Origin of the sequence: Vibrio sp. AND4 (assembly GCF_000171815.1) — a bacterium.
GTDB lineage: Bacteria > Pseudomonadota > Gammaproteobacteria > Enterobacterales > Vibrionaceae > Vibrio.
The window spans coordinates 34,505-57,402 of record NZ_ABGR01000001.1 but is presented as its reverse complement, the minus strand read 5'-3'; the positions used below and the strand labels follow the sequence as shown (position 1 = coordinate 57,402).

14 protein-coding genes are annotated in these 22,898 nt (G+C 39.4%); 6 read left to right on the top strand and 8 right to left on the bottom strand.

Translation table 11 applies throughout. The features are described 5' to 3' along the window. Positions 1-22: 22 nt before the first annotated feature. Positions 23-3,538 (bottom strand): ATP-binding protein, encoded by a 3,516-nt coding sequence (locus AND4_RS00265; protein ID WP_009840854.1) that lies wholly within the window; start codon positions 3,536-3,538, stop codon positions 23-25. A 666-nt stretch (positions 3,539-4,204) separates the two neighbouring features. After that, positions 4,205-4,687 carry a hypothetical protein gene (locus AND4_RS00260; RefSeq protein ID WP_009840853.1) on the bottom strand — a complete coding sequence of 161 codons (483 nt, stop codon included), beginning with the start codon at positions 4,685-4,687 and terminating at the stop codon, positions 4,205-4,207. A gap of 441 nt (positions 4,688-5,128) precedes the next feature. Here AND4_RS00260 and AND4_RS00255 point away from each other — a divergent pair, with 441 nt between their 5' ends. The 6 genes from AND4_RS00255 (at position 5,129) to AND4_RS00230 (ending at position 13,507) form a co-directional block, all read left to right on the top strand. Beyond that, positions 5,129-5,668 (top strand): hypothetical protein, encoded by a 540-nt coding sequence (locus AND4_RS00255; RefSeq protein ID WP_009840852.1) that lies wholly within the window; start codon positions 5,129-5,131, stop codon positions 5,666-5,668. 60 nt (positions 5,669-5,728) lie between these two features. Beyond that, positions 5,729-6,214: a hypothetical protein gene (locus AND4_RS00250; RefSeq protein WP_009840851.1), complete on the top strand. Its 486-nt coding sequence runs from the start codon at positions 5,729-5,731 to the stop codon at positions 6,212-6,214. Beyond that, a complete protein-coding gene (locus AND4_RS00245) occupies positions 6,211-8,844 on the top strand; it encodes a TcfC E-set like domain-containing protein (protein WP_009840850.1) in 2,634 nt (877 codons plus the stop codon). Before AND4_RS00250 ends, AND4_RS00245 begins: the two co-directional genes overlap by 4 nt. Then, positions 8,841-9,569, top strand: a complete 729-nt coding sequence (locus AND4_RS00240) for a hypothetical protein (protein ID WP_009840849.1) — start codon at positions 8,841-8,843, stop codon at positions 9,567-9,569. Before AND4_RS00245 ends, AND4_RS00240 begins: the two co-directional genes overlap by 4 nt. After that, entirely contained in the window at positions 9,566-10,603 is a 1,038-nt protein-coding gene (locus tag AND4_RS00235) for a hypothetical protein (protein ID WP_009840848.1), read from the top strand. Before AND4_RS00240 ends, AND4_RS00235 begins: the two co-directional genes overlap by 4 nt. A 126-nt stretch (positions 10,604-10,729) precedes the next feature. Continuing rightward, entirely contained in the window at positions 10,730-13,507 is a 2,778-nt protein-coding gene (locus AND4_RS00230) for a hypothetical protein (protein ID WP_009840847.1), read from the top strand. A 400-nt stretch (positions 13,508-13,907) separates the two neighbouring features. Here the strand turns inward: AND4_RS00230 and AND4_RS00225 are convergent, their stop codons facing one another. The 6 genes from AND4_RS00225 to AND4_RS00200 form a co-directional block, all read right to left on the bottom strand. After that, the gene (locus AND4_RS00225) at positions 13,908-16,091 is read right to left on the bottom strand and encodes a hypothetical protein (protein WP_009840845.1); all 2,184 of its coding nucleotides are present in this window, start codon (positions 16,089-16,091) and stop codon (positions 13,908-13,910) included. Positions 16,092-16,098: 7 nt separating this feature from the next. Next, positions 16,099-16,536 (bottom strand): type III secretion system chaperone, encoded by a 438-nt coding sequence (locus AND4_RS00220; protein WP_009840844.1) that lies wholly within the window; start codon positions 16,534-16,536, stop codon positions 16,099-16,101. Positions 16,537-16,980: 444 nt separating this feature from the next. After that, positions 16,981-18,012: an L-threonine 3-dehydrogenase gene (tdh, locus tag AND4_RS00215; RefSeq protein ID WP_009840843.1), complete on the bottom strand. Its 1,032-nt coding sequence runs from the start codon at positions 18,010-18,012 to the stop codon at positions 16,981-16,983. Positions 18,013-18,219: 207 nt separating this feature from the next. After that, positions 18,220-19,413, bottom strand: coding sequence for a glycine C-acetyltransferase (locus tag AND4_RS00210; RefSeq protein WP_009840842.1), 1,194 nt, complete (start codon positions 19,411-19,413; stop codon positions 18,220-18,222). Positions 19,414-19,623: 210 nt separating this feature from the next. Beyond that, entirely contained in the window at positions 19,624-21,951 is a 2,328-nt protein-coding gene (locus AND4_RS00205; protein ID WP_009840841.1) for an EAL domain-containing protein, read from the bottom strand. Further along, the gene (locus tag AND4_RS00200) at positions 21,948-22,877 is read right to left on the bottom strand and encodes a transporter substrate-binding domain-containing protein (protein ID WP_009840840.1); all 930 of its coding nucleotides are present in this window, start codon (positions 22,875-22,877) and stop codon (positions 21,948-21,950) included. The genes AND4_RS00205 and AND4_RS00200 overlap by 4 nt, the downstream gene beginning before the upstream one ends. Positions 22,878-22,898: the final 21 nt, after the last annotated feature.

Here is a 22,898-nt window from a genome sequence, read left to right as displayed (position 1 = left end):
AAGCACTATATTCCTTTATATCTTAAAAATATCGTTTAGCTTCATCTATGATGAAATTTAACTCTTTAATAAGGTCATTAATTGCATTTGTATTACTGGGTGTTTTTTCTAATCTCTCACATAGATTCATAATTCCATTGAGTTCGAGAATGCCTATAGTGCCTTTGAGTCTATGTACGGTATCCCTAACAATTGTGTTATTATTTGTATGATTTATCAGATCATTAATTGACAGGTTAAGAGAAGATACGATTGCTTGTGCCATCGTCACTTTATCCTTTTCATTAATATTTTCGAACCAAGAACCCAGTCCTAATTTAAAGTCGTATGTTTCATTTGTGCTCGAGGTTGCAGTTGGTAAAAACTTACTCAATATTTTGCTTAAATCTATAAGTGAATATGGTTTATATAGAATTGAGTCAACAATTTTACTATCAAGATTATCTGAAACTGTTTCTGAATTATCAGCAGTACAAATTATAATTGGAATTTTATTGTATTCATTACTTGAAGACCTTATTTCTTTAATTAACTCTAAACCATTCATTTTCGGCATGTGGTAGTCTGTCAGAATTAAATCAAAACTACTATTCAACACTTTTAGTGCCTCTATACCATTTTCAACAATTTCATAATTGACGTTTAAACTATCTAATTGTTTCATAATAACGAACTGATTTAGGGGATCATCATCGACAACTAACGCTCTTCCACTTAATAAAACAGATGAAGACAAGACAGCACGATTATCTGTCCGACACTCTGATAAAGTATGAAAGATAGTATCCGGATAGAAATTATGATGATTGTCAATATCTCTAAAATCTGAGCAAGATTCATAAGAGAGGCGTAATGCATTTAGCCAATCGGCTAATTTCTTATCTCGCACTGTGTGATAATAATTTTCGTTTCCAAAGTCTAACTTTTGACTTTCTGCTTCAATTTCAAGTGTTACAGTCGTTCCTATACCTACTGAGCTATCTAGAGTGATACTTCCAGACATCATATTAATTAAGTTCTTAACAATTGACATCCCTAATCCGGTACCACCGTATTTTCTTGTTATATTGTCTTGTGCTTGTACGAATGGATCAAAAACTTTTATTTGCTCCTCCCTTGTCATACCAATTCCGCTATCCTTTATTATTACTTTTATTTTATTAGTGGTTAAGATTACTCTTATCTCAACTTCTCCTTCGTTAGTAAATTTAATTGCATTTGAAAGAACATTAGAAATAATTTGAGTAAACCTTAGTATGTCAATTTCAAAATATATAACGTTGCTAGGGACCCAGTCTACTATAAAATCCAAACCTTTATTTTGTGCAGATACTTCGAAACCTTTAATTATAGGACAAATATCAGTAACTATATTTACAGATTCGAGGTTAAGACTTAACTGATCAGCATCAAGCTTTGAGAAATCAAGAATATCATCAACAAGTAATTTCAGCTTATTTGAAGATGCAATAGCATTAAATAGCATTTCACTCATAACTTCATCTTGAGAGCTTTTCTGTAAAAGTTCTAAGATGCCAGCGATCCCTGAAATCGGTGTTCTCAATTCATGACTTATGATTGCCAAAAAATTTTTCTTTTGAATTAGGGATTTTTCTGCATCGAGACTCATTTGAGTCAGCATCTTCTCTCTTTCTTTCTGTAGAGTTACATTAGAAACAACTAACATATGTAATTCTACCTTTTCAAGGTAATGTGATATTGAGCTGTTTACGATATTATAAAATTTTTCAGTCTCGTCACAATTCGGCATGAACATTGAAAAGTCTAAAGTAAAGTCGTCAAAAATTTGGGTGTTAGTTATATCTAACAGGTGCTTTACAAAGCTATAATCTTCTTTAAAAGAGTAGTTTTCTTTTAACTTTACAAATTCTTTATTAGTCAGTAAAACATTTCCCTTACTATCTGTTATACAAACTGCACTACTCAGATTATTGATAATTTTTAATAGCCATCTGCTTTGTACTTCTGATAATTTTACTTCTTTTTGTGCACCTTCTACTTTTTTCTTGAGACTGAATGCATATAGATAATAAAGAAAGGTAATTATACCAAATATCATGATTACGAAAAAAAGAAGTGTTTTAATATATACTTTATTATACCCAATGTTATATTTAACTTTGCTATATTGATCGATATTCTTCTTCAAATTCCTCTTCGAGAGCATATTGAATGACTCTTCTATTAGACGCCTTGTTACCACATCTCCTTTTCTTATAATCATGGGTATAAACACTTCTAAATCTTTATTTTCATCGTCATAAGAAATATTAAGATCGAACTCTTTATCGTAATATACAAGGCTTTCTAAAAGTTGCTTGTTTATGTATGCACCAGCTAGCAACCCTTGCTTTAAATCAAGTATTAATTGTCTTATGTCGTTATAGTTTACAAGGTTCTCATTATTACTTTTATAGTAATAATAGCCAAACCTATCATATATTCCGACTTTACTATTCCTATTGTTTTTTTTCGCCTCTACATAAGAAAATTGAACTTCTATCATGGTTTTTGTATCTTCAAGGCTTTTATTCACATGAGAGCGTTCTGTTCCAATTGGAATCAAATCTACTATTCCATTTTCCAACATCTCTTCAGAGTTCCGACCATTCAGTGGAATATAGACAAAACTCAGAGGCGTAATTGACTGAATATCGTTCAACATGTCATACACATATCCTGCATACTCATTTTTTTCTTTATCGAAGTAAAAATAGGGAAATATATCATCCCTCATAGTATATTTTATTACTTTACCCGAGTAATCAGACAACTTCTTATCATCCAGGTTAACATTATATTCTTTATTTACTCCTTCATAATAAAAGACATCTCTTTGGTTTCTAAACTTTGATATAAAAATCTGTAAGTCATTATAGAAACTATTAGATTCTGGGAATGAAAAGAAAAAACCAACCTCTCCAAAATTATCATTGAAAACAATTTCTTCTTCATCTAAAAAATAGTATCTAATTACATTATATAAACCTATAACCGAATCTATTTCTTTTTTTTCTATACTCTCATGAAAATTTTCACTGTCTTTTAAGGCTTTTATTTTATAACCTGAATCCTTAGCTAACTTACAAAAAATTGAATTTTCCCAACATCCCCAAATAAGAGTATCAAATGATTTATTTTTAGCATTTGGAGAAATCCATCCAACAACAGTATCGAAGAAAAGGAAATCTGAATTTATGAAGTCAGATGTTTTCTCATCATCTCTTTGAAAACTAATTGCTAGGTCGATTGTCCTATCCCTTAGAGCCTGTTCTATATCAACAATAGAATCAAGAGGGACGTAGTTAAACTCAACATTCAATTGCACTTCTATAATGTTAAGTATATCTTCAATGATTCCTGTCGGTAAGATTACACTTCCGCCCCAGTAGGGCATTATCGGCGTTGAAGGTACGCCTATTTTTACTCTTGTCGGTAAATGAGTTTCCTCAATTTTTGCGACAGTATCAAAAGAAAGAACGCACAACATTAATAACAAATATTTTTTTATTGTCATAGTACCTTCACATACTTTATTTTAGTATTATCAATAAAGAGTCTACGAGAAATAACCTCAGACTGAAGTCGGGTTGGTGCCATCAGAATAATTTACTAACACAATACTCTTCAAATTCGATGATGGCGATTTTAATATCTGAACGTTACCTGTAATTCAGGACAAAGTGAATCTGAAGCTTTTCGGGCAACATGCAGAACAACAAGTAGGGACTAAAATCTGTCCATTTACCCGTAGGAACAACAGTTATCATCGACAGTGGCACACAAGAACCATGCTGCTGATGAGTACCATTACCCCCAAGTCTAACCTAAGTCATTACCCATGAACCAAGTCAAATCAAAGCATCAAAATTACAAGCCTTTTCTGTTTCTCTCTCCGTGCCTTCCTTTTTGATATCAGTTACTTTGATATATACACGGATAAATATAGACTCAAATCTTGATTTTCAAAAGAGATAGGTAAAATTATTTAACATCGTCTACGAATGCATATCACGCGACTGTTTTGTTGTTATGATCACATAAAAAATGCGTTGGTGTTAAAGTTGGCTAACTATCGGAAGAAGGTAGCCAGACTGCGAACAAGAATGCTTGAAGTGAGGCTATCTACCGCATTAAAGCATGCTAAAACCATTGAATTTTTTCATAGACTTATTTATTATATTTATAGTGCGCTAGATGCAGAATAATATTTTTTTGAATTAACCATTAGAGAGGAAGCTTTTATAGCATTTCTTAAAGGAATGTTAACATTAAGAAAATTTTCAAAACTTTTGCCATTAAAAGGTTTGTTCAAGATTTGATTTTTTACGATATTGTTGTTTGTCACAAAGCTTTTGTTTTCTTCCAATGACTCATTATTACCAACGATAAGTATTTTAATGTTGATATCTTTATCTAGGTTATATACCACATCAACTATGTTATAAGGCAATGTCACTTTCTTATCGACTAGTTTTACTTTCTGATCTAAATCTAGAATGATAATGACACCAGCATGTTCATTTATAAGGCTTTCAATTTTAGATGGCGTTATATCTTTCATATTACTTAACTGGATAACCTTAGAGACTTTTTCATGGTTTCTAATGGAGTTTCTTATATAGCTTTTTATTGGTTCGAAATTGCTGATGACGATTGCAAGCATTTCCTTTCTCTTTTGTATCAAACTCGTCGGCTGCCGACATTCTTGAATATTTGCTGATAATTTAGTTTGATTCAACACCAAAAAATCATTCTTTTCAATGTCAGAAAATACCTACAAATATTATATTGAAACGAAGTTTATATTCTGATGGCAGATTTATTCAGTCAAAGTGTAAATCATCAATCTACCTTTCTTCAGTCATCATCTGCCACCTAATACTTAAAAATACACAATCTCTCTTTAAAAAAATTCATGCAATACAGATTGTTATAACAAGAGCCAATTATTGTAGGTATTTTCCGACAATTTTTTTATTTAGTTTTTTTTTTAACTTAGGTTAAATCGCCCCACAGCGCGTCAAAGCGCTAGGTTCAAACACCGTGACAGTTTATCACTCATCAATTCACTATTACCCTAAAAGGGGAAAGGTAAGATTTAAAAATGAAAAAATCAATCTTAACAACTGCTCTTATTGCTTCTTTTTCTGGATCAGTATTTGCGAAAAGTAGCTCAGAACCACTGACAGATACAATTACCTGGACAGGTACGATCCCATCAATTGTTGTGTCGAACAATTCAATGTCAATTTCATCACTAACAGGTAGTTTGGACGATGCGGTTTTAACCTTTACTCGTAAGGACGACGGCACCCTAACCTATGAGCCTACAGTTGCTGAGTCATTTGAAGTACTTAATGCAGCGGGTAAACCAGTTGATTATAACGTGACATTAAATAATGTAAGCGCAACATACAGCAATAGTACTTCTGGAGAGGCCAACAAACTAGCTGAAGGCTCAGTCACGGTTAAGCGAAATAGTAATGCTATGACAGTAGGTACCGCAATAGCGTCTGTCACAGGAGAATCCAATTTCACACTAGACTTCACAAACGATGCATTAACAGTATTGAGTAAGCAAGAAGATGCAAAAGTAATAGTAGCTGCAACCTTAATGGTTAGCCCAGCTACTTCCAACTTGTAAATTGAGACCTCTTTGCACAAAGAGATCCGTTTGTAAAAACGGATCTTTTGAGGCTTTCGTATGAATTATATTCTCTTATTAATATTGCTGCCTTTGTTATCTTTAGAGACTCAGGGTGCAACTCGATTCGACACATTGGATTTTACACCTAGAGTAAATATTCATAAGAAAATAGATTCTGAACAAGTAGATATCATATCAGATAATTACTACACCGCAGAATACAGTGAGAAAGATATTAGTTTTAAACCTCTGAAAATGCGATTTTTAATTCTAAAGAATCAGACTGGCACGACAAATAACCGATTAGACTTGGTGTTTCAAGACAGCTATTGTAAAGATAAAGGTAGTGACAAAGAAACTCGCATAGAAAATATTGGTATTCAAATAGATGGCCGTGATTTTTCAAAAGGCTTTGAATACATCATGACTTCTAATCGTATTGAGCATACGTTAACTCTGAACTTTCCATTGATAAGACAAAAATATATTGAACAAACATGTTACGGTTTAATTGGTTTTACGCTTAAATTGGATTCTTTATGAAAATCGAATTTATTACTGTATTTTTTTCAATATTGATTGCTTTGAGCGTCAGTCATGCTTCCGTTGCAAGGGTGACTCCAGTAGGTTTTGAAGCATTCTTCGAAGAGAGAGTTGAACTCGTTGAGATAAGTATCGCAGGTATTGATTTTAGCCAGAGCGTTGATGCATTAATCAGTTACGAATATTTTAAATTGACTGGTGGTAAAAATAATCTTATAAAATTCCTGAAAAAAAACAAGCTAAACAATATCGAAATAGAAAATATTATCAATAAGTTAGAGGCCGGTATTAATGCAAGCGAACAATGTTTATCCGATTGTATTTCTATTGCAGGTGAAGGAACAGTTGGCTATTTATTCGATTATGACAACAGGACTTTAACCATATTTGTGTCGAATAAAATGTTCGACTTTAAAGTTAAAGAAGAATATTACTCATCAGTACGCGCTTCAAATGCCCTAATTAATGAAACCAACTTATATGTATTTAGTGGCAACGATAACAGTAATTTTACATGGTCTAATGACACCATTTTAGGCTTCACATATGGTCATTTAAACTTTGATACACAATACGCGTCACAATCGGCTACGCTCGACGTTCACACTGGTGTATACGACCTAGACTTAGAGGGGCATCGAATTGTCGCTGGCTATCAGCAACCAGGCAGCACATATGACACGATTAACACCACGGACTTTCTTCATTATGGTGCCGATTATCGCGGCTTAGCTGTCAATATCGGATCCAGTGACAATCTGCTTATTGGGGCTGGTACCGAGCGTCAATCTCTGGATTTTTATTCCCCTCAATCGGGGCAATTAGAAGTTCACTTAGACAATATCATTGTTTTTGCACAAGCAGTAAGACAAGGGCAAAATTCCGTCAGTTATCGCGAGCTACCAAATGGCGTCTACACCGTACAGCTTATAGTGAAACAAGGCGAAAGAGAATTGTTGAATGAACAGCGGTCTATTGTAAACAACGGCGATACTTACTTACAGGTTGGTGATTATGATTACCGGCTTAAACTCGGCCAATTACAAGATAGCAATCAGTATGCCGAGGGTTCTTTGAGTTATCGACTCACCGAGAGAGCGCTGATTGGGGGGACGATAGCTAAAGATATCGATTCTTCTCTGATTCGTATCGGTGGTAAGTACTATTTTAATGACTCGATCACCACACAATATACTGGTGCATTTTTCGATTCTGGTGCGACATATCATCAAGGCCAATTGTCATTCGGTTCGTTTGGTATTAGTGCACGCAGTGTCGATGTTCGAGGTACAAGTTCTGACTTTAGCCAGGCTTTATATGGCGAGAATAATACAAGGGAATTCGGCGTCAATTATTCCAAGTCACTATTGGGTGGGAATACGTTCGCAAGTTTCTTCCATTTATCTTTGGATAACGACGATTTCTCCACGCAGAGTAATAACATGTCGTTGTCATGGAGTCGAAATTTTCTCGGTGGGCAGCTCAGTTTGAGTACTAACTACAGCTTCTCTGAGGGGGGAAATGACACGCTTAACCTTGGAATGAATTGGTCTTATAACGTCAGCGATGCGTTGCGCTACACATCATCACTGTTGACTGACGACGAAGGGTTAGATTATGTCGCGCAAGAATTTTCACTGGAACATTCAGAAGAGAATTATGATGCGTCAGTCTCGGTTACTGCAAAAGTACAAGACGACAAGTTAATCAATGAGTTATCGACTTATACAAGTGGTGCGAATAATACCTTTAGCTTTAATGGCTACGGGTTTTACAGTTCAGATTATTATTACTCTGCATCCGGGACATTGAAGAGTACCCAACTCGTGACATTCGATGATGTCATTATCACGAGTAAAACCGGGCTATCGTTTGTGAACGTCGAGCCAGAATGGACTTCTCCGCCAAGTGAAGAAAGCGAGATCAGTTATACCATATATAAAGATGGCGAGTATGACTATAGTGGCACAATTTCGCCAAACCAATCGTTTGTTGCATCGTTACCAATTTATTCACAAGTTCGTTTCGAATTGGATGCCGACTACAGCAACGTTGAAGTAAGTGTGAAATCCAAAGAGGGTTTCACAGCGCCAGGCACACTTTACCAAGTAAACAACCATGTAACTCCATTACATAGCCAAGTGTTTTTACTCAATGACATTGATGGCAACGCTATACAAAAAGTCGGTTGCGCGGGGGAAGGCTGTAAGAGTATAGATGCCGTCACGGAGGGAGTATCGAGAGTGACCTTTCGTGAAGAACAAAGTTTTCATTTGGTTTCAGAAAACCGAATTTGTGTTTTCAATCCAGAACATTTAGGAGAGCCCTTCGTCAGTTCATATTGCTTGGAAGGGCTAAATGACTTAGATGAAAACAGTGATCTTGTATACAACGATATGAAATACATTGGCGTATACGAATCAACTGAAAAGACGTTAAAGATTATCGAGCGCCTTGAGGAATTAGGGCTGGCGTCTAAATACGTAGCAGTCGGCGATCAACTATACGTATACGTTCGTCATGAAAGTGAATTCACGACAGCTCAAGTGCAAGTGCTTGAGCAACTTGAGACATATATAGTGTCTACGAAGTTTAAACCTGACAACATATTTAGTGTGACAAAACGATGAAAATTAAAAATCTAGCAATATTTGCACTCACTGCGAGTATTTCTTTTAATTCTGATGCATTAGGTGTGGATTCGTTAATAAAATTAATGGACAACACCCAAGATACTTTTACAGTTTCAAACAATGATGGATATCGCCAGTTTGTAAATTTAATGATATCAGACGTAAAAATCATTGACGGTGAGTTAAGTCAAATACCATATAATAAAGATAACATTGCAGACTGGACACTAGAAGCACGTCCTAACAAATTGATTTTAGATAACGGTCAAAGTAAAAAATTTTCGGTTCGTTATATTGGGGAGGTGCAGCGTAAACAAGATAAAGTCTATGCAATCAACGTGATACCTACGCCCTATTACGCCGAGAATGAAGCACCAAACAATACTGTCCAAATGGTTATTGGCGTTGCGCCTTATGTCATTATTCCTGCAAGTATAGACGCGCCACTTCGATATAGTGTTAAGTACAGCAAAGAGTATATAGAAGTGACTAACCTTGGTGGCACATATTTCAACGCTAACGTAAAAGCATGCGACAGCGTTGAACTAAAAGTGCCAGTAAAGGAATGTATTAGCACCTCTTACGTTTTATCTGGGCGGGAAATCAAGATCCCACTTCCTGAGAGAACAAATAAAGGTAATGTTGAAGTTTCATTTAGAACCAATAACAACACTTATAAAGAAACGTTTGAGTTAACGCTCGGTCAACTGAAAAAACAATGAATATAAATCTCCTTCTTGCACTCACTCTTGCTTTTTCGTCTGGGGCTTCTAACGGGGCCGAGATTTCTGCGAAGATAAGTGCTGTTGATAATTTGTGGACCTCAGCCCAAACTGAACAAGGAGGGTTAGCACCAACTAAATGGAGCTTACCTAGCGCCCTACCGACAGGAGATCGCTTGATCCCAGGAGGTCTATTGTCTGAGGGCAAGCAAAACCTCGTGCTGTCCAACGGCACGGATCGTATTGAGATTTCACTTGGTATCCAAGGAATCCAATACATGCTATTTGATACCATTGGTTTAGATTCGGATCCAGCCGGTAACGCTACAACCGAAACAAGGGGAGAGACTGCTACGGTCAAGGGGGTTGGAGTTGGTGATAAAATACTTAAATTCAGTTCGAACAGTTCAATGATCCGTATGTATCGACCAATTTTAGAACTCATTGATATCAAACTATTGAAGGAAGTATTAAAGGGAAAATCGAAAGGTATCTATCACGGGCTTATGCCTATTAATTTTCAATATGATTATTACCGAAATAACATTCGAGTTAAAAACATTGTCAGTACTAACTTGCAATTAACAATAGACTACAACCCAGCCATTATTTTCGATGCTGTTATCGTTAAAGGTAAGGACGGACAACTGACTCCTCAATACCATGGTCATCCAGAAAAGGTGGTGAGTGCGAAAGGAATTTATGGAGTTAAGATTACAGGAGATTTTACATCAGGCCTTAGAGCTAAAATCTTAGATACTACGCAATTCTATACTCTTAAAAATCCTTTGGTAATAAGTAGTGATATTTCAAAACAGATAGCTTATAGCGTAACATGTATAGGAGGGTGTTTAACCAACAATTCTCTTGTAAGTAACGGGAGCGCATCAAGTAGTTTCACACAGCTTGATGTTTCTAATACCAGTGAATCTCATATAGATTTTATGGTTCATTTTGAAAACAAGCCCTATGAGGAACTCGAGAATGGAGATTATCAAGGTCACTTTCAAGTCCTCTTCGAAGCTCAGCTATAAATGGTAAAAACTGGTCGTTTGTATGAAATAACATCGGAATGTAATTAATATTGATAATTACTCAGAGTTAATTAAATTCCAATCGGCCACTAGAAATCTAACTCTTTATTTAAATTGGAAAAAACAATGATAAAGATTCAAGTATTTACAAGGGCAATTGTCGCAATAACGTGTATGTCAATCCTTGGTTGTGGCGGTGGAGATGGGGGAAATACGAACCCACCGAATGCATCGCCGTCGTTAGAACTAAAGGCTCTGGACGGTTTCTATCTCCTAAATCCTAATGAGACGAACGCTAGTATTGATATAGCGCGATTTGTCTTTGGCAGTAATATAGAACTAATTGATGTACAAAGTTCTTCTTCAGATTGTGGGTATGATATTAATCCAGATAATAATGTTTCTTTTTTTGCGAATTCTAAACCTGGTATGTATTGCAGTTATCAATATGAAGTTAGAGATAATCGCGACAACCAAGCAAGCGGTAAAATAAACACCTTATCTTCCATTATGAAAGATCCGCTGCTAACACCGGTTTCGGCAACGATGTCAGTACAAGAAGAAATAAAAGTATTCGATTTGTCCAAACTCATATTAGATATACCAAAAGGATATGTATTAAATCAGGATACGATTCAAGTCCTTGGTCAACACGGTGAAACTGAGCTCGGTATGGTCAGTGTTACTGGTGAAAATCAGATCACTTACACATCACCTCAGCACGCGGGTTGGTATCGAATTGTACTTGGGTTTCAAAACCCAGAAGACGTACAGCAATCTGTGTTGGGGGTTATTTTCGTCACAGTATCAGACTATTCGAATCAGTCACCGACGATTAGCAATTTGAAGTATACCTATACTGATAATAAGGTCATTGTTAATAAAACTTTGGAAGTTGATTTATCAAAACTTACAGGTTTGGTGATTGAAGATCTTGATGGTGATGATTGGCAGCTGGTTCATGCTCAAAGTATGACGGCAACCGTAACGCTAAAAAACCCAGACTTAACCTCGAACAAAGCCATGAATTTTACCCCTAGCCAGATTGGTCCTTCAATCGTCAGTTATATTATCACTGACCATAAAGGAGGATATAATTCTGGGTTGATTTTATTTGAAGTCGGAGTCGAAGAAAGCCCCAAAACATGGAAGGATGTAAAGGTAGTAAAGTCAGACTTTTCGCGCAACTATCTCGCTCCACCAACGTACAATGAGGTAGCAGAAGATTTCCGCGTAGAGCCATTGTTCGATCAAACTGTTAACAATACAATTGCAGGCTTTACCCCATCACAAGCGGATACATATTGTGCTTTTAAAGGACATTTACCATCGCCATCAAATATAAGGGAAATGCGGACACACCACGTTTGGGACCAACTGGTTGGTGATCTAGATAGCTGGCCGAAAGGAAAGCTACTTATCGTTAAGCTCGACGGAAATTATCAGTTATTCAACATAGATACAGGGAGTTTCGAACCTTACAAAACAGGCCATCATTATGTGACCTGTATACATGATGATCGATTCGAAATTATAACGCCGGTGCGCCGTGTTATGGCAAATGGTATGCGACAAGAAGTGTTAAGAGTAAAAAATCCGCGACCGGCTAGTATATCGGTCGAGGTAGAACTCGAACAAAACAATGTCGAGGTGATAAATGGGACATTGACTCTTAGTCATACGCTCCTGGATGAGAACGGTCAAATCACGACTGATAAGAAAAACGCTGTAGAGAGTATTTATTACCTTGCTGGTGTTGCTAAAGGTTATTTCTCGTTTAAAGTTTATGATATAGCTAAACCGACAAGACCACTTTATTCCGCTCCAATCAGTTTTATAGGAGACTATAGAACCATGGATATAAGGGAGGCTATAAAATACACTCCGCAATATCAGGACGCAGGTATTGTTATTGCCAATGACCAAGATATTGTGCACGCCAACATGTCTCTTACGGATGCGAATGGCATTCCAGTTCCTGACCGAATGGTTGCCATATACCCAACCTTCGATGAAGATACAGGAGGCGAAATTTCCAGTCATTATTTTAAACGCTTGTTCACTTGGGCTGACTTAGTTTCCAATGAAGAGGGCACGATACATACGGCTTTTAAGGCTCTACCATACGGGTTGGTGAGTGAAGAACATCCAGTAAGAAACCTTAGTATCGCAATAGCAAATGAACAAACCGGTCCGTTTATCAGAGTGAAAGTGATTCACCCTTATCTTGCCACTGATATTGAAGTTACCGATATTGACACTTCTCCTGTGAGAAGAAAAAACTACAAGAAATTTCGTGTAAAAGTAATTGACAAAGTGACAGGAGAGCCCGTTGCTGCTCCAATACGTGTTGTCTCCATCGAAGGTGATGCCAGTCTTGTTGCGCTGGGCTCTGAGTATACTGGAGTATTAACAGAACGTAATTTTTCGGTGCCTATTGAAGGGTTAGATTTTATGCTTGTCCAGACTTCTCGCACCGCGGGGGATGTCATTGGTAACATTAATTTTGATATATTAGGTTCGACCGATTTGGACCCAACGAATAGAGTCGTGTTACCAGGGAGTTGGTATCAATATCATGAATTAAACTCGAATTGGCTGCCCCCTGAGTTACCTAATGCAGAAACATTTCTTAAAAGGTATTTACTCGATGGTTCAGAGACTGATTGGTTACAATATATAATGCGCGTCACGGATGAACGTACAGCCGAGTTACCGACCAAAGCAACATTAACCGCCGACCAGATTGAAAGAATGCTAGGGCGTATATTTGAAATGGATAATCAAGGTCCATATACTGGGTTTCTTATATGGGGTGAAGACCCAGCTTCTAGGGAGATCCTATATGCTGGAGATAAGATGCGCTTTGTTTTTAATGGTGACATTTGGCAAAGAATTTATTAGTTTGAACAGAATTCGTACTAAACGTGCAATTAAGCCGCTTGTAAATGACTCAAAAGCTTGGCTATTCTCAACCACCATAAAGGTGCGATCGCGATACCTTACCGTATCGTCGAGTCAGTGATAGCAAACGATCTTGTATTCTACTACTACATAGTCAAGTGCACCAAAAACTGTGCAAGCTGAGTCTGGTATCTCCGGGTTCCTCCCTCAGAGCGTCAAGCACTATAGCCCTATAGTTTATAGGGCGTTTACGCCTTGACAAAGGAGATTGGAGAGAAATACTAATGGAAACAACGGGTTAATGGTTGATTTAGCTGGTATTTTGGTCGCCTACAATGGCAAACAAGTAGCCATTGTAGGCAATTAAGCTCGTTTAAAAGCCTTCACTTTGATATTGTATTTAGATCCATTCAAACTCTAATCGACTCAATCGCTCTGCGACAGTCGCAGCCTCTCGAAGCTTCTCTCGCTGAAAAGTGAGGCTGTCGTCCACAAGTGGACGATCGCCCAAAGCCGTCAGCAAGGGTCTTGCATCGTGAGCAAACTGTTTAATTTTATCGATAGACTCAGAAACGTCTTGTAACGCCATCGCTGCATGAGCAGAAATCATTTGCTCATGAGCTTTCACACTTTCATGAGATCCAAACTTTACACGAGGTGTTACTTTATCGAAAGTCTGTAATGCTTGCTTTGCTTGCGTTAACCATTCCTGTGAACTGTCCAGCAAGGAAACAACACCACGTGCTGCATTAGCTTGACCTAATTTCAAAGTATTAACTCGTGATGAAAGTGCCTTTTTCACTTCAGCAAGCTGATTAAGTAAAGAGTAAACTTCTGCTCTGGTTGGTGTTTTCTCTGTCGATGTCAACAAAACACTAAACATAGTTTCGGTCGCCTGCAGATCTCTTTCTAATGTGCGAATATCAGCAAAGTCACTTGGTATTTCAAGGCTTTTTGCAATGTAAGCTAAAAATGATTGCGTATTTTGGCTTACAATGCTGTCCTGAAACTTGATTGATAGCTCACCAGATTTAGAGCCAGCATCCGCCAAGTTTCGTTTTACATAATCAACCATGACTTTATTAGTTTTTGTGAGCAGGCTATCTAGTGAAAGAAACTTATCAGACCTAGAAAGACCTTGAGATTCCGCTTTATTAAGTCGGGTCGAAATTGTGACTAAGTCAGAAAAAACAGTATATTGTCGTACTCGATTTGTACTACTGTAGGTCAGATGTTCCCTTAGTGTGTTGTAGGCATCTTGAAGATGGCTTCCCCTTACTGGGGATTCTCTGTTCGAGGCGAGTACTATTTGGTCAGCCAAGGAATCCGTTAAAACTTGTTTGGCAACGTTCTCGTCAATTATGCCATCCGTCAAAAACTCATGCTGCTTGGCTGAAGTTGCATCCGCTCTAAGCTGAGGATCTAGATTTAGGGCGGTGTTGAAAAATCGAGTGTAGGCAGTTTCGACACCAGCAAAACCCGCTTTGTGAGTAACATTCCCTTCTTTATCCACTTGGCGAGGAACCGAAGACATCAAACTTAGCCCCTGGTTAGGCTTACGTTCAGAGCCAAACTTAAACCCTTCTATACCGTGTAGCAAAGTTGATGCAACCAAAAACACATCGCTTTTTTCTGACGCTGAAGTACTAAAAGCCTGAAGCTCTGGCGCTTTGAATTGATCGGTAAAACCTTTAACGTTCTCACCAAGACGAGAATGCAATCCTAAGTCGATAACGATTGGTTCTCCAGTTTTGTTGTCAAACACAATGTTGTCGGGCTTTATGTCGTTGTGGCTAATACCTGCCTTACTAAGGTGAGCAGTCACATCTAGAAGTCTGTGTGCGATGAACTTTATGGTTCCCCAATATTCTTTACTAGAAATTTTTCCTTCATTTAGATTATTAGTCAGAATTCTGAATGTCTCAGAGCCTCTTCGTCCGACAACCTCATCCATCAGAAGTGCTTCTTCTTTCCTACTGCCGTAAGGCACAATAGCCATACCATGAACATTACCAAGATTAGGGTGCTTTCCAACAGTGTCATAAATATGCTGGTAGGCTTCAAGTTCTTGCAGCAAATGTCCTTCGGCAACAGAACGTTCAATTTTGGCAACCAATCTTTGACCATCTTGGGTTTGCATGATGCTGATATGGCTTTCACCTTCAGCAAATTTATCGGTTTCTACCGCCTTCATCCCCTCTAAATTTGGCGCACCAAGAGGGGCCTCGCCTTTCCAACCGATTGGCAAGGAAGTCTCCGGCTTTAAACCAAAAACATTAGACAAAGGCGTGGTCATATTTTGTGAAGCTTGCTGTGGGCTTAGCTGTTTGACCGTTTTTAATGTTGCTGTTAAAGCCAGAGCAGTAGAACGCACTGGTGACTGTCTTTGGAAAATTTTCGCGATCCCTTCGCTAACACGAGCTAATCCTTGACTCGGATTCTTGCGAAGTACCTCGTTATCAGTAACCTGATAGGTTTTGCCATTAACAGTAAGCTCTCCAGCCGACTTATTCGGATTTTTGCTCAGAAACTCGTGCGCCTGAATTTCAGTCATTCCTGTATGTTGCGCTGCTGATATCTTCATGTACCTCTTATACCCAACGTTGAGAATTATCAGAACTTGCCTGCGTTTGTTTGATGTCAGTGTCTGATAGCATCGAGATCCATTCGATAATTAGGCCAATTTGCTCGCAGACTTTCTGTGCATCAGCACTACTCAAGCAGAGGGATTTATAAGCAATTAGGCCAATATCATCATGCCAAGCAAGCTCAGGGCCATTCCCCAATAATGCATCGCTACTATGCTCAAAGAAGATCTTGCTCGCTATATTTTTGTCTTCTGCCCCTGCCGTTGCTGTTACTTGGGAGAGTAACAACAAGCTATTATTGGCTTCATTCTTTCTCAAGATAATGAGAGACTCTTCATTTATTAGAAGCTCACATATACCTGAATCATCCATTTTTAATGAATCTAAGCCGAGACATTGGGCAACATTTGAGAGTAACTCATTAAAGGTTGTTTTAGTCATTTCAGTCACTTATGAGATTGAATTTAAGATGGCCAGATGATCTATCAACTCAACACAGCAGACTACTAGTAAAAGTCGTGAAACTTTCTGTTTTAGACATAATGATGACAATTGAGAGTAAGTATGGAGAACTATCCTATTAAGGCTGACTATTGACCCCAACTCAATTACACGAATAAGCAATTAAAAAGGCATTATCGTTGATGACTTGGTAAGAAGGCTGGATTTTTAATCCAACGTAGCGTTTACGTCTGCTCTTGAGAAAGCAGAGTGGTAAATGCTCAGAGAAAAATTACCTGCTTATGTCCTGACATTTATGTGTTGCCAATCAGACCGTGTTTTTTTGATTTAATACCGTCGAATTAAACAGCAAAGTCCAGTGCTAGAGATAAAAAAGGCGACAGTCTTCACTGTCGCCTTTTGCTAATTAGCGCCTAATTTAGACTATTCCCAATCAAGGATAACCTTACCAGAAAGCCCACTGCGCATAGCGTCAAAGCCTTTTTGGAAATCTTCTACCTTGAAATGATGAGTAATGATTGGTGTGAGATCCAGACCTGACTGAATCAAGCTCGCCATCTTGTACCAAGTTTCGAACATTTCGCGGCCGTAGATGCCTTTAATCACCAAACCTTTGAAGATAACTTGGTTCCAATCAATGCCCATGTCTGATGGTGGAATACCGAGTAACGCAATACAGCCACCATGGTTCATTGTGGTGAGCATTGTGTTGAATGCTGATGGGTTACCAGACATTTCTAGACCTACGTCGAAGCCTTCTGTCATGCCTAGCTCAGCCATAACGTCCTCTAACTTCTCTTCAGCAACGTTTACAGCGCGCGTTACGCCCATCTCACGAGCAAGCCCTAGACGATATTCGTTCACATCGGTGATAACGACGTGGCGTGCACCAACGTGTTTCGCTACTGCTGCTGCCATGATGCCGATTGGACCTGCACCGGTGATAAGCACATCTTCGCCCACTAGATCGAAAGAAAGTGCAGTGTGTACCGCGTTACCAAACGGGTCAAAGATAGAGGCAAGATCGTCAGAGATACCTTCAGGGATCTTGAACGCGTTGAACGCTGGGATCACTAGGTACTCTGCGAATGCTCCTTCACGGTTTACACCCACGCCTATGGTGTTACGACATAGGTGAGTGCGGCCACCACGACAGTTACGACAGTGACCACAGGTAATATGACCTTCGCCAGATACGCGATCACCGATCTCAAAACCACGAACTTCCTGACCAATCGCAACCACTTCACCCACGTATTCGTGACCGACAACCATAGGCACTGGAATGGTCTTTTGTGACCATTCGTCCCAGTTGTAGATGTGTACGTCTGTACCACAGATAGCGGTTTTCTTAATTTTGATCAGGATGTCGTTATGACCAACTTCCGGTTTATCAACCTCCGTCATCCAGATGCCTTCTTCAGGCTTTAGTTTTGATAATGCTTTGATTTTCATAGTATTCACCAAACATTGCCCCGCTCTGTGCGTGACAAAAAATTCTTTCATTGAATTCGTTTCAAGAAATAGCAAGGGCTCCCCCCCCTGCGACTCGGAAGAGTTGGGAAAGCCTTCTTGTCCTAAAACTTGCCATCTTCTGTCTCTGTGCCCCTCCGTTTTAAGCCCTCATTTTCTTTAGTGAAAGCTAACAAAGGGGGATAAAACTTAGATGATGCTCATGTCCTTACCAACTTGGATAAATGCATCGATTGCACGATCTAGCTGCTCACGAGAGTGCGCCGCAGACATTTGAGTACGGATCCGCGCTTGGCCTTTTGGTACCACAGGGAATGAGAAGCCGATGACATAGATACCCTTTTCTAACGCGCGCTCTGCAAATTCTGCTGCTACTTTTGCATCGCCTAGCATGATTGGGATGATCGCATGATCCGCTCCACCCATAGTGAAACCGGCGTCTTCCATACGAGCGCGGAAGTGTGCCGCGTTTTCCCATAGGCGATCGCGTAGGTCGCCACTTTCTTCTAGTAGGTCGAGCACACGAATAGAAGCGCTTACGATTGCAGGTGCAACAGAGTTAGAGAATAGGTATGGGCGAGAACGCTGACGTAGCCAGTCAATCACTTCCGCTTTGCCAGACGTGTAACCGCCTGAAGCGCCGCCCATTGCTTTACCTAGCGTACCTGTAATGATATCGATACGGTCAACCACATTGTGGTGCTCATGTGTACCTGCACCTGTTTTACCCATAAAGCCAACAGCGTGTGAATCATCAACCATAGTCAATGCGCCGTACTTTTCTGCTAGGTCACAGATAGCTGGCAGGTTGGCAACCACGCCATCCATCGAGAACACGCCATCAGTAACGATAAGAATATGGCGAGCGCCCGCTTCTTTCGCAGCAATCAGTTGTTGCTCTAGCTCTTCCATGTTGTTGTTTGAGTAGCGGAAACGCATCGCTTTACACAAACGAACACCGTCGATAATTGACGCATGGTTTAATGCGTCAGAAATGATGGCGTCTTCTTTACCTAAGATGGTTTCAAATAGACCCGCGTTCGCATCGAAACATGATGTGTAAAGAATCGTATCTTCTTTACCTAGAAACTTAGAAAGTTTCAGCTCAAGCTCTTTATGGATGTTTTGAGTACCACAGATAAAACGTACTGAAGCCATACCAAAGCCATGCTCATCCATACCTGCTTTACCCGCTTCGATAAGTGCTGGATGGTTCGCAAGGCCAAGATAGTTGTTGGCACAGAAGTTGAGAACTTCTTCACCTGTAGAGATTTTCACCGCGGCTTGCTGTTGAGACGTGATGATACGTTCCGCTTTGTAAAGACCCTCCGCCTTCACTTCTTCAATTTGCTGTTCAATCTGTTGGTAAAATGCAGAAGACATTTGCCATTCCTTCCTGTTACTTTGTCGAATTTTCACTCGATTATAATGAGGTGCGCCTTTGCGTGACGGGTATCACAGGCACTTATTTATCAGTTGACTGTAGTGTAATTCAAGGGGGAAAAAACGATTATCCCTCAAGATGGAAAAGCATTAATGAATCTAAATCATGAATTCAATTAATGCTTTTCTATGAGGTTGTAATGAAAAGAGTTATTGCCAACTAGGCTTGGTCAAAAGTACTTCAAACTCCTTAGCTGGCAATGGACGACTATAGTAGAAACCTTGCCCAAACTCACAGTTTAGGTTTGTCAGGTAATCCACATGGCGCTGTTCTTCGATACCTTCTGCAACGATCTTTAGGTTGAGCGCTTTCGCCATCGCAATAATCACGTTCACAAGCTCGCGATCCGATTCATTCTCAAACATATTCCGTAAAAAACTCCGATCGATCTTGAGGCGGTCAAACGGAAATTTCTGCAAATAGCTTAATGCGGAGTAACCGATACCAAAATCATCAATCGTCAGCTTTGCACCCAAGGCTCGTAATTTATCAAGCATCTCCATCAGGTCACTATCTTGGTTGAACAACAAACTCTCTGTCACCTCTACATCAAACAATTCCGGTGACAAGCCCGATTCTTCTAAATGCTGTTCGATCTGTGCAAAGAGCCGCTCACAATATCTAAATTGCACGCTGGAGAAGTTTACCGACACCAACAGAGGAACAATAGCTTGCCACTGCGCGGCTTGATGGCACGCTTGGCGAATAGCAAAGTCTCCTAATTGATGAATCAAACCATTCTTCTCTGCAATGGAGATAAACTCCTCTGGGTTCACGAAACCAAATTTTTCATCATTCCAGCGCATCAAAGCTTCTGCGCCAACAATCGCACCAGTGTTGAGCTCAATAATAGGTTGGTAGTGCAGTTCCAGAAGATCGTGAGATATTGCATGACGAAGACGACTCTCTAACTCTAGGAAGCGCTGCAAGTTCTGGTTCATGTTGTGATCATAAAAGCAGAATGCATTACGACCGTCTTGTTTAACACGGTACATCGCCATATCCGCGCAAGCTAATAACTGCTCTGCGTTGTCGCCGTCCTTTGGGAATACCGACATGCCAACACTGGCAGAAAGGAAGAATTCGTGGTTCCGCCAAACGAACGGTTCGGTAAATACAGACAGCACCTTGGCTGCAAAACGTTTCGCACTATCGATATCATGAAACTCAGGCATGACCAAAAGGAATTCATCTCCACCAATACGCGCTAACAAGTCAGTATGGCGCACTGTGCTATTCAATCGCTCTGCCGCGATTTTCAGTATTTCGTCACCAACTAAGTGGCCCATGGAGTCATTAATTTGTTTGAAATAATCGAGGTCTATGAACATCACCAATACGTTTGAGTTCATTCGATGTGCGCGAGACAATTCCAAATCCAAGCGCTCAGAGCCGTACACCCGATTAGGCAAACCAGTAAGAACATCGTGTTTTGCTTGGTAGGCCAATTCCATTTCCGACGATTTACGGCGCTCGATTTCGCTCGTCAAAAGCTTGTTTTGTTGAGCCAAGAAGTCTTTACGCTTTTGTTCTTCTTTTAATTTGGTTTTCAACTCAACACGAGTGCTATTTAGATTAAACGCATACAGCAGTCCCAAAACAATCATGATAGCAAGAATACTTAGGCCAATAATGAACATTCGAGAGGTATAAATATCTCGCTCACTCAACGATTCAAACCACGCCATCAACTTGATGTGATTATGTTCAATCGGTACTTCAAAGTAGATTTTTTGCTTTAACTCTCGTGTTAGCATTTCTGGTGTCATGATGTATTCTTGTTCCAACTTGTGACTGATAGAGTCCCAGACTTCCATCTCAACATCATTGATCTTCAACACCATACGGCTATGGCTTTGTTCATGTTCCTGATTAGTCAGCTGAGAAATCACCACTTGTTTGTTAACATCTGCGATGACGTAGCCAACAGGCTTACCAGAGAAGATGACTGGCTTGAACACTTGGATTAACATTTTGCCGTTATCACGAACGGCTGTTATTTCTTGGGTGCTGTTGTGGGTTTTCAGTAATTCGAAAATATCGATACGTTGTTCTGCTTTCCCCCCCGTAGTCACGACAGTCGAACCATCAAGGCCAATCAGCGTCAGTTTTTCGAAAAGAATCAGGCCGTTGACTGTCTTCGATTCCACATTCTTCTCAAGCTTATGCTTCAAGTTAATCAAGCTAGCACCTAAGCCGTATTCCATCGACATACCCGAAGCCAAGTTGGCAAAAAACGTCTGCACTGTTTGGTCGGATGATAAGTGGTCGATGTCTTCGCTGGCAATCGTAAATAAATTATCAAGTGTGCCTGCGTAACTTTTCACCTTTAAGTCGAGTTCTCGGTGTTGTGAATCTTTTAATTTATTTTGACCTAAACTCGTCACAGTAATAATCATAACCAAATAGAGCGACACTAGAATCGCACTTATGGTTATAATCTTCTGACTTGATATTTTTTTTACCGACTTGCTCATATATCTTTCTTGCTATCTTCTAAGAAGTAGTCGTTATAGAAATAATAAATAGACGGGTAGTATTTCTCGACCAGAAGCTGGTACGTCCCATCTTGCTTAATTGAATTCAAATATTGGTCAAATGCAGCTTTTAACTCAGGAGAATCTTTACGGAAGGCAACCGCCATTTTTTGAGTTTCTGAAATAGGACCAATAACCTTTATCTTGCCTGGCCACTTCTCTAACGCAATCAAGGTATCAGCCACATCTAACAATGTGCTCTCAGCGTCGCTTTTCATAATGGCAGGTACCATCTCATTCAAGCGACGTTTTCCAACTGGCAAAATCACCTTCGCACCCGTGTCATATAAATCGTAAAGATTCGGATCTAAGCAAGAATGCTCCATCGCCAAAACTTCACGTCCGTTAATCAAGGTTTTAACTTTGCTGATATCCTGTTCCACTGAGCCTGTCGGCGTTATTGGCTCAAGCGTTGAGTCTGTTCTTGCGATCAACCACACCGAAGATGGAAAATAATCGTCTGAAAAGTCGAACACCTTTTTACGCCAGTCGAGAATGGTCATGCCATTAGCAATCAGATCGCCTTCTACAACCCGCTTCCCCCCAAAGACGAGCTGTGCATCTTTATATTCCACTTGCTGGCCTGTCAATTTACCGACTAAATTGTTCCACTGCGCTGGCACGTATTGATAGCGAACCCCTAGAGATTGAGCGAACCCCTTAATAATATCCACATCAAGACCAGTCAGAGTTTGCATTTCGCCTTGGTCAATATAGGAAACGAAGTTCGCGTATGGCACACCGATATGACGCAGTACGCCCCGATCCTTGACGTCTTGCAGGCCACCAGCAGAAACAGAAATAGACACGACTGCTAACCCGAGACATAGAACCTTAATGATTCGTTTGATTGTTTTTACTGACATAGTGAATATCTCTTTTACCCA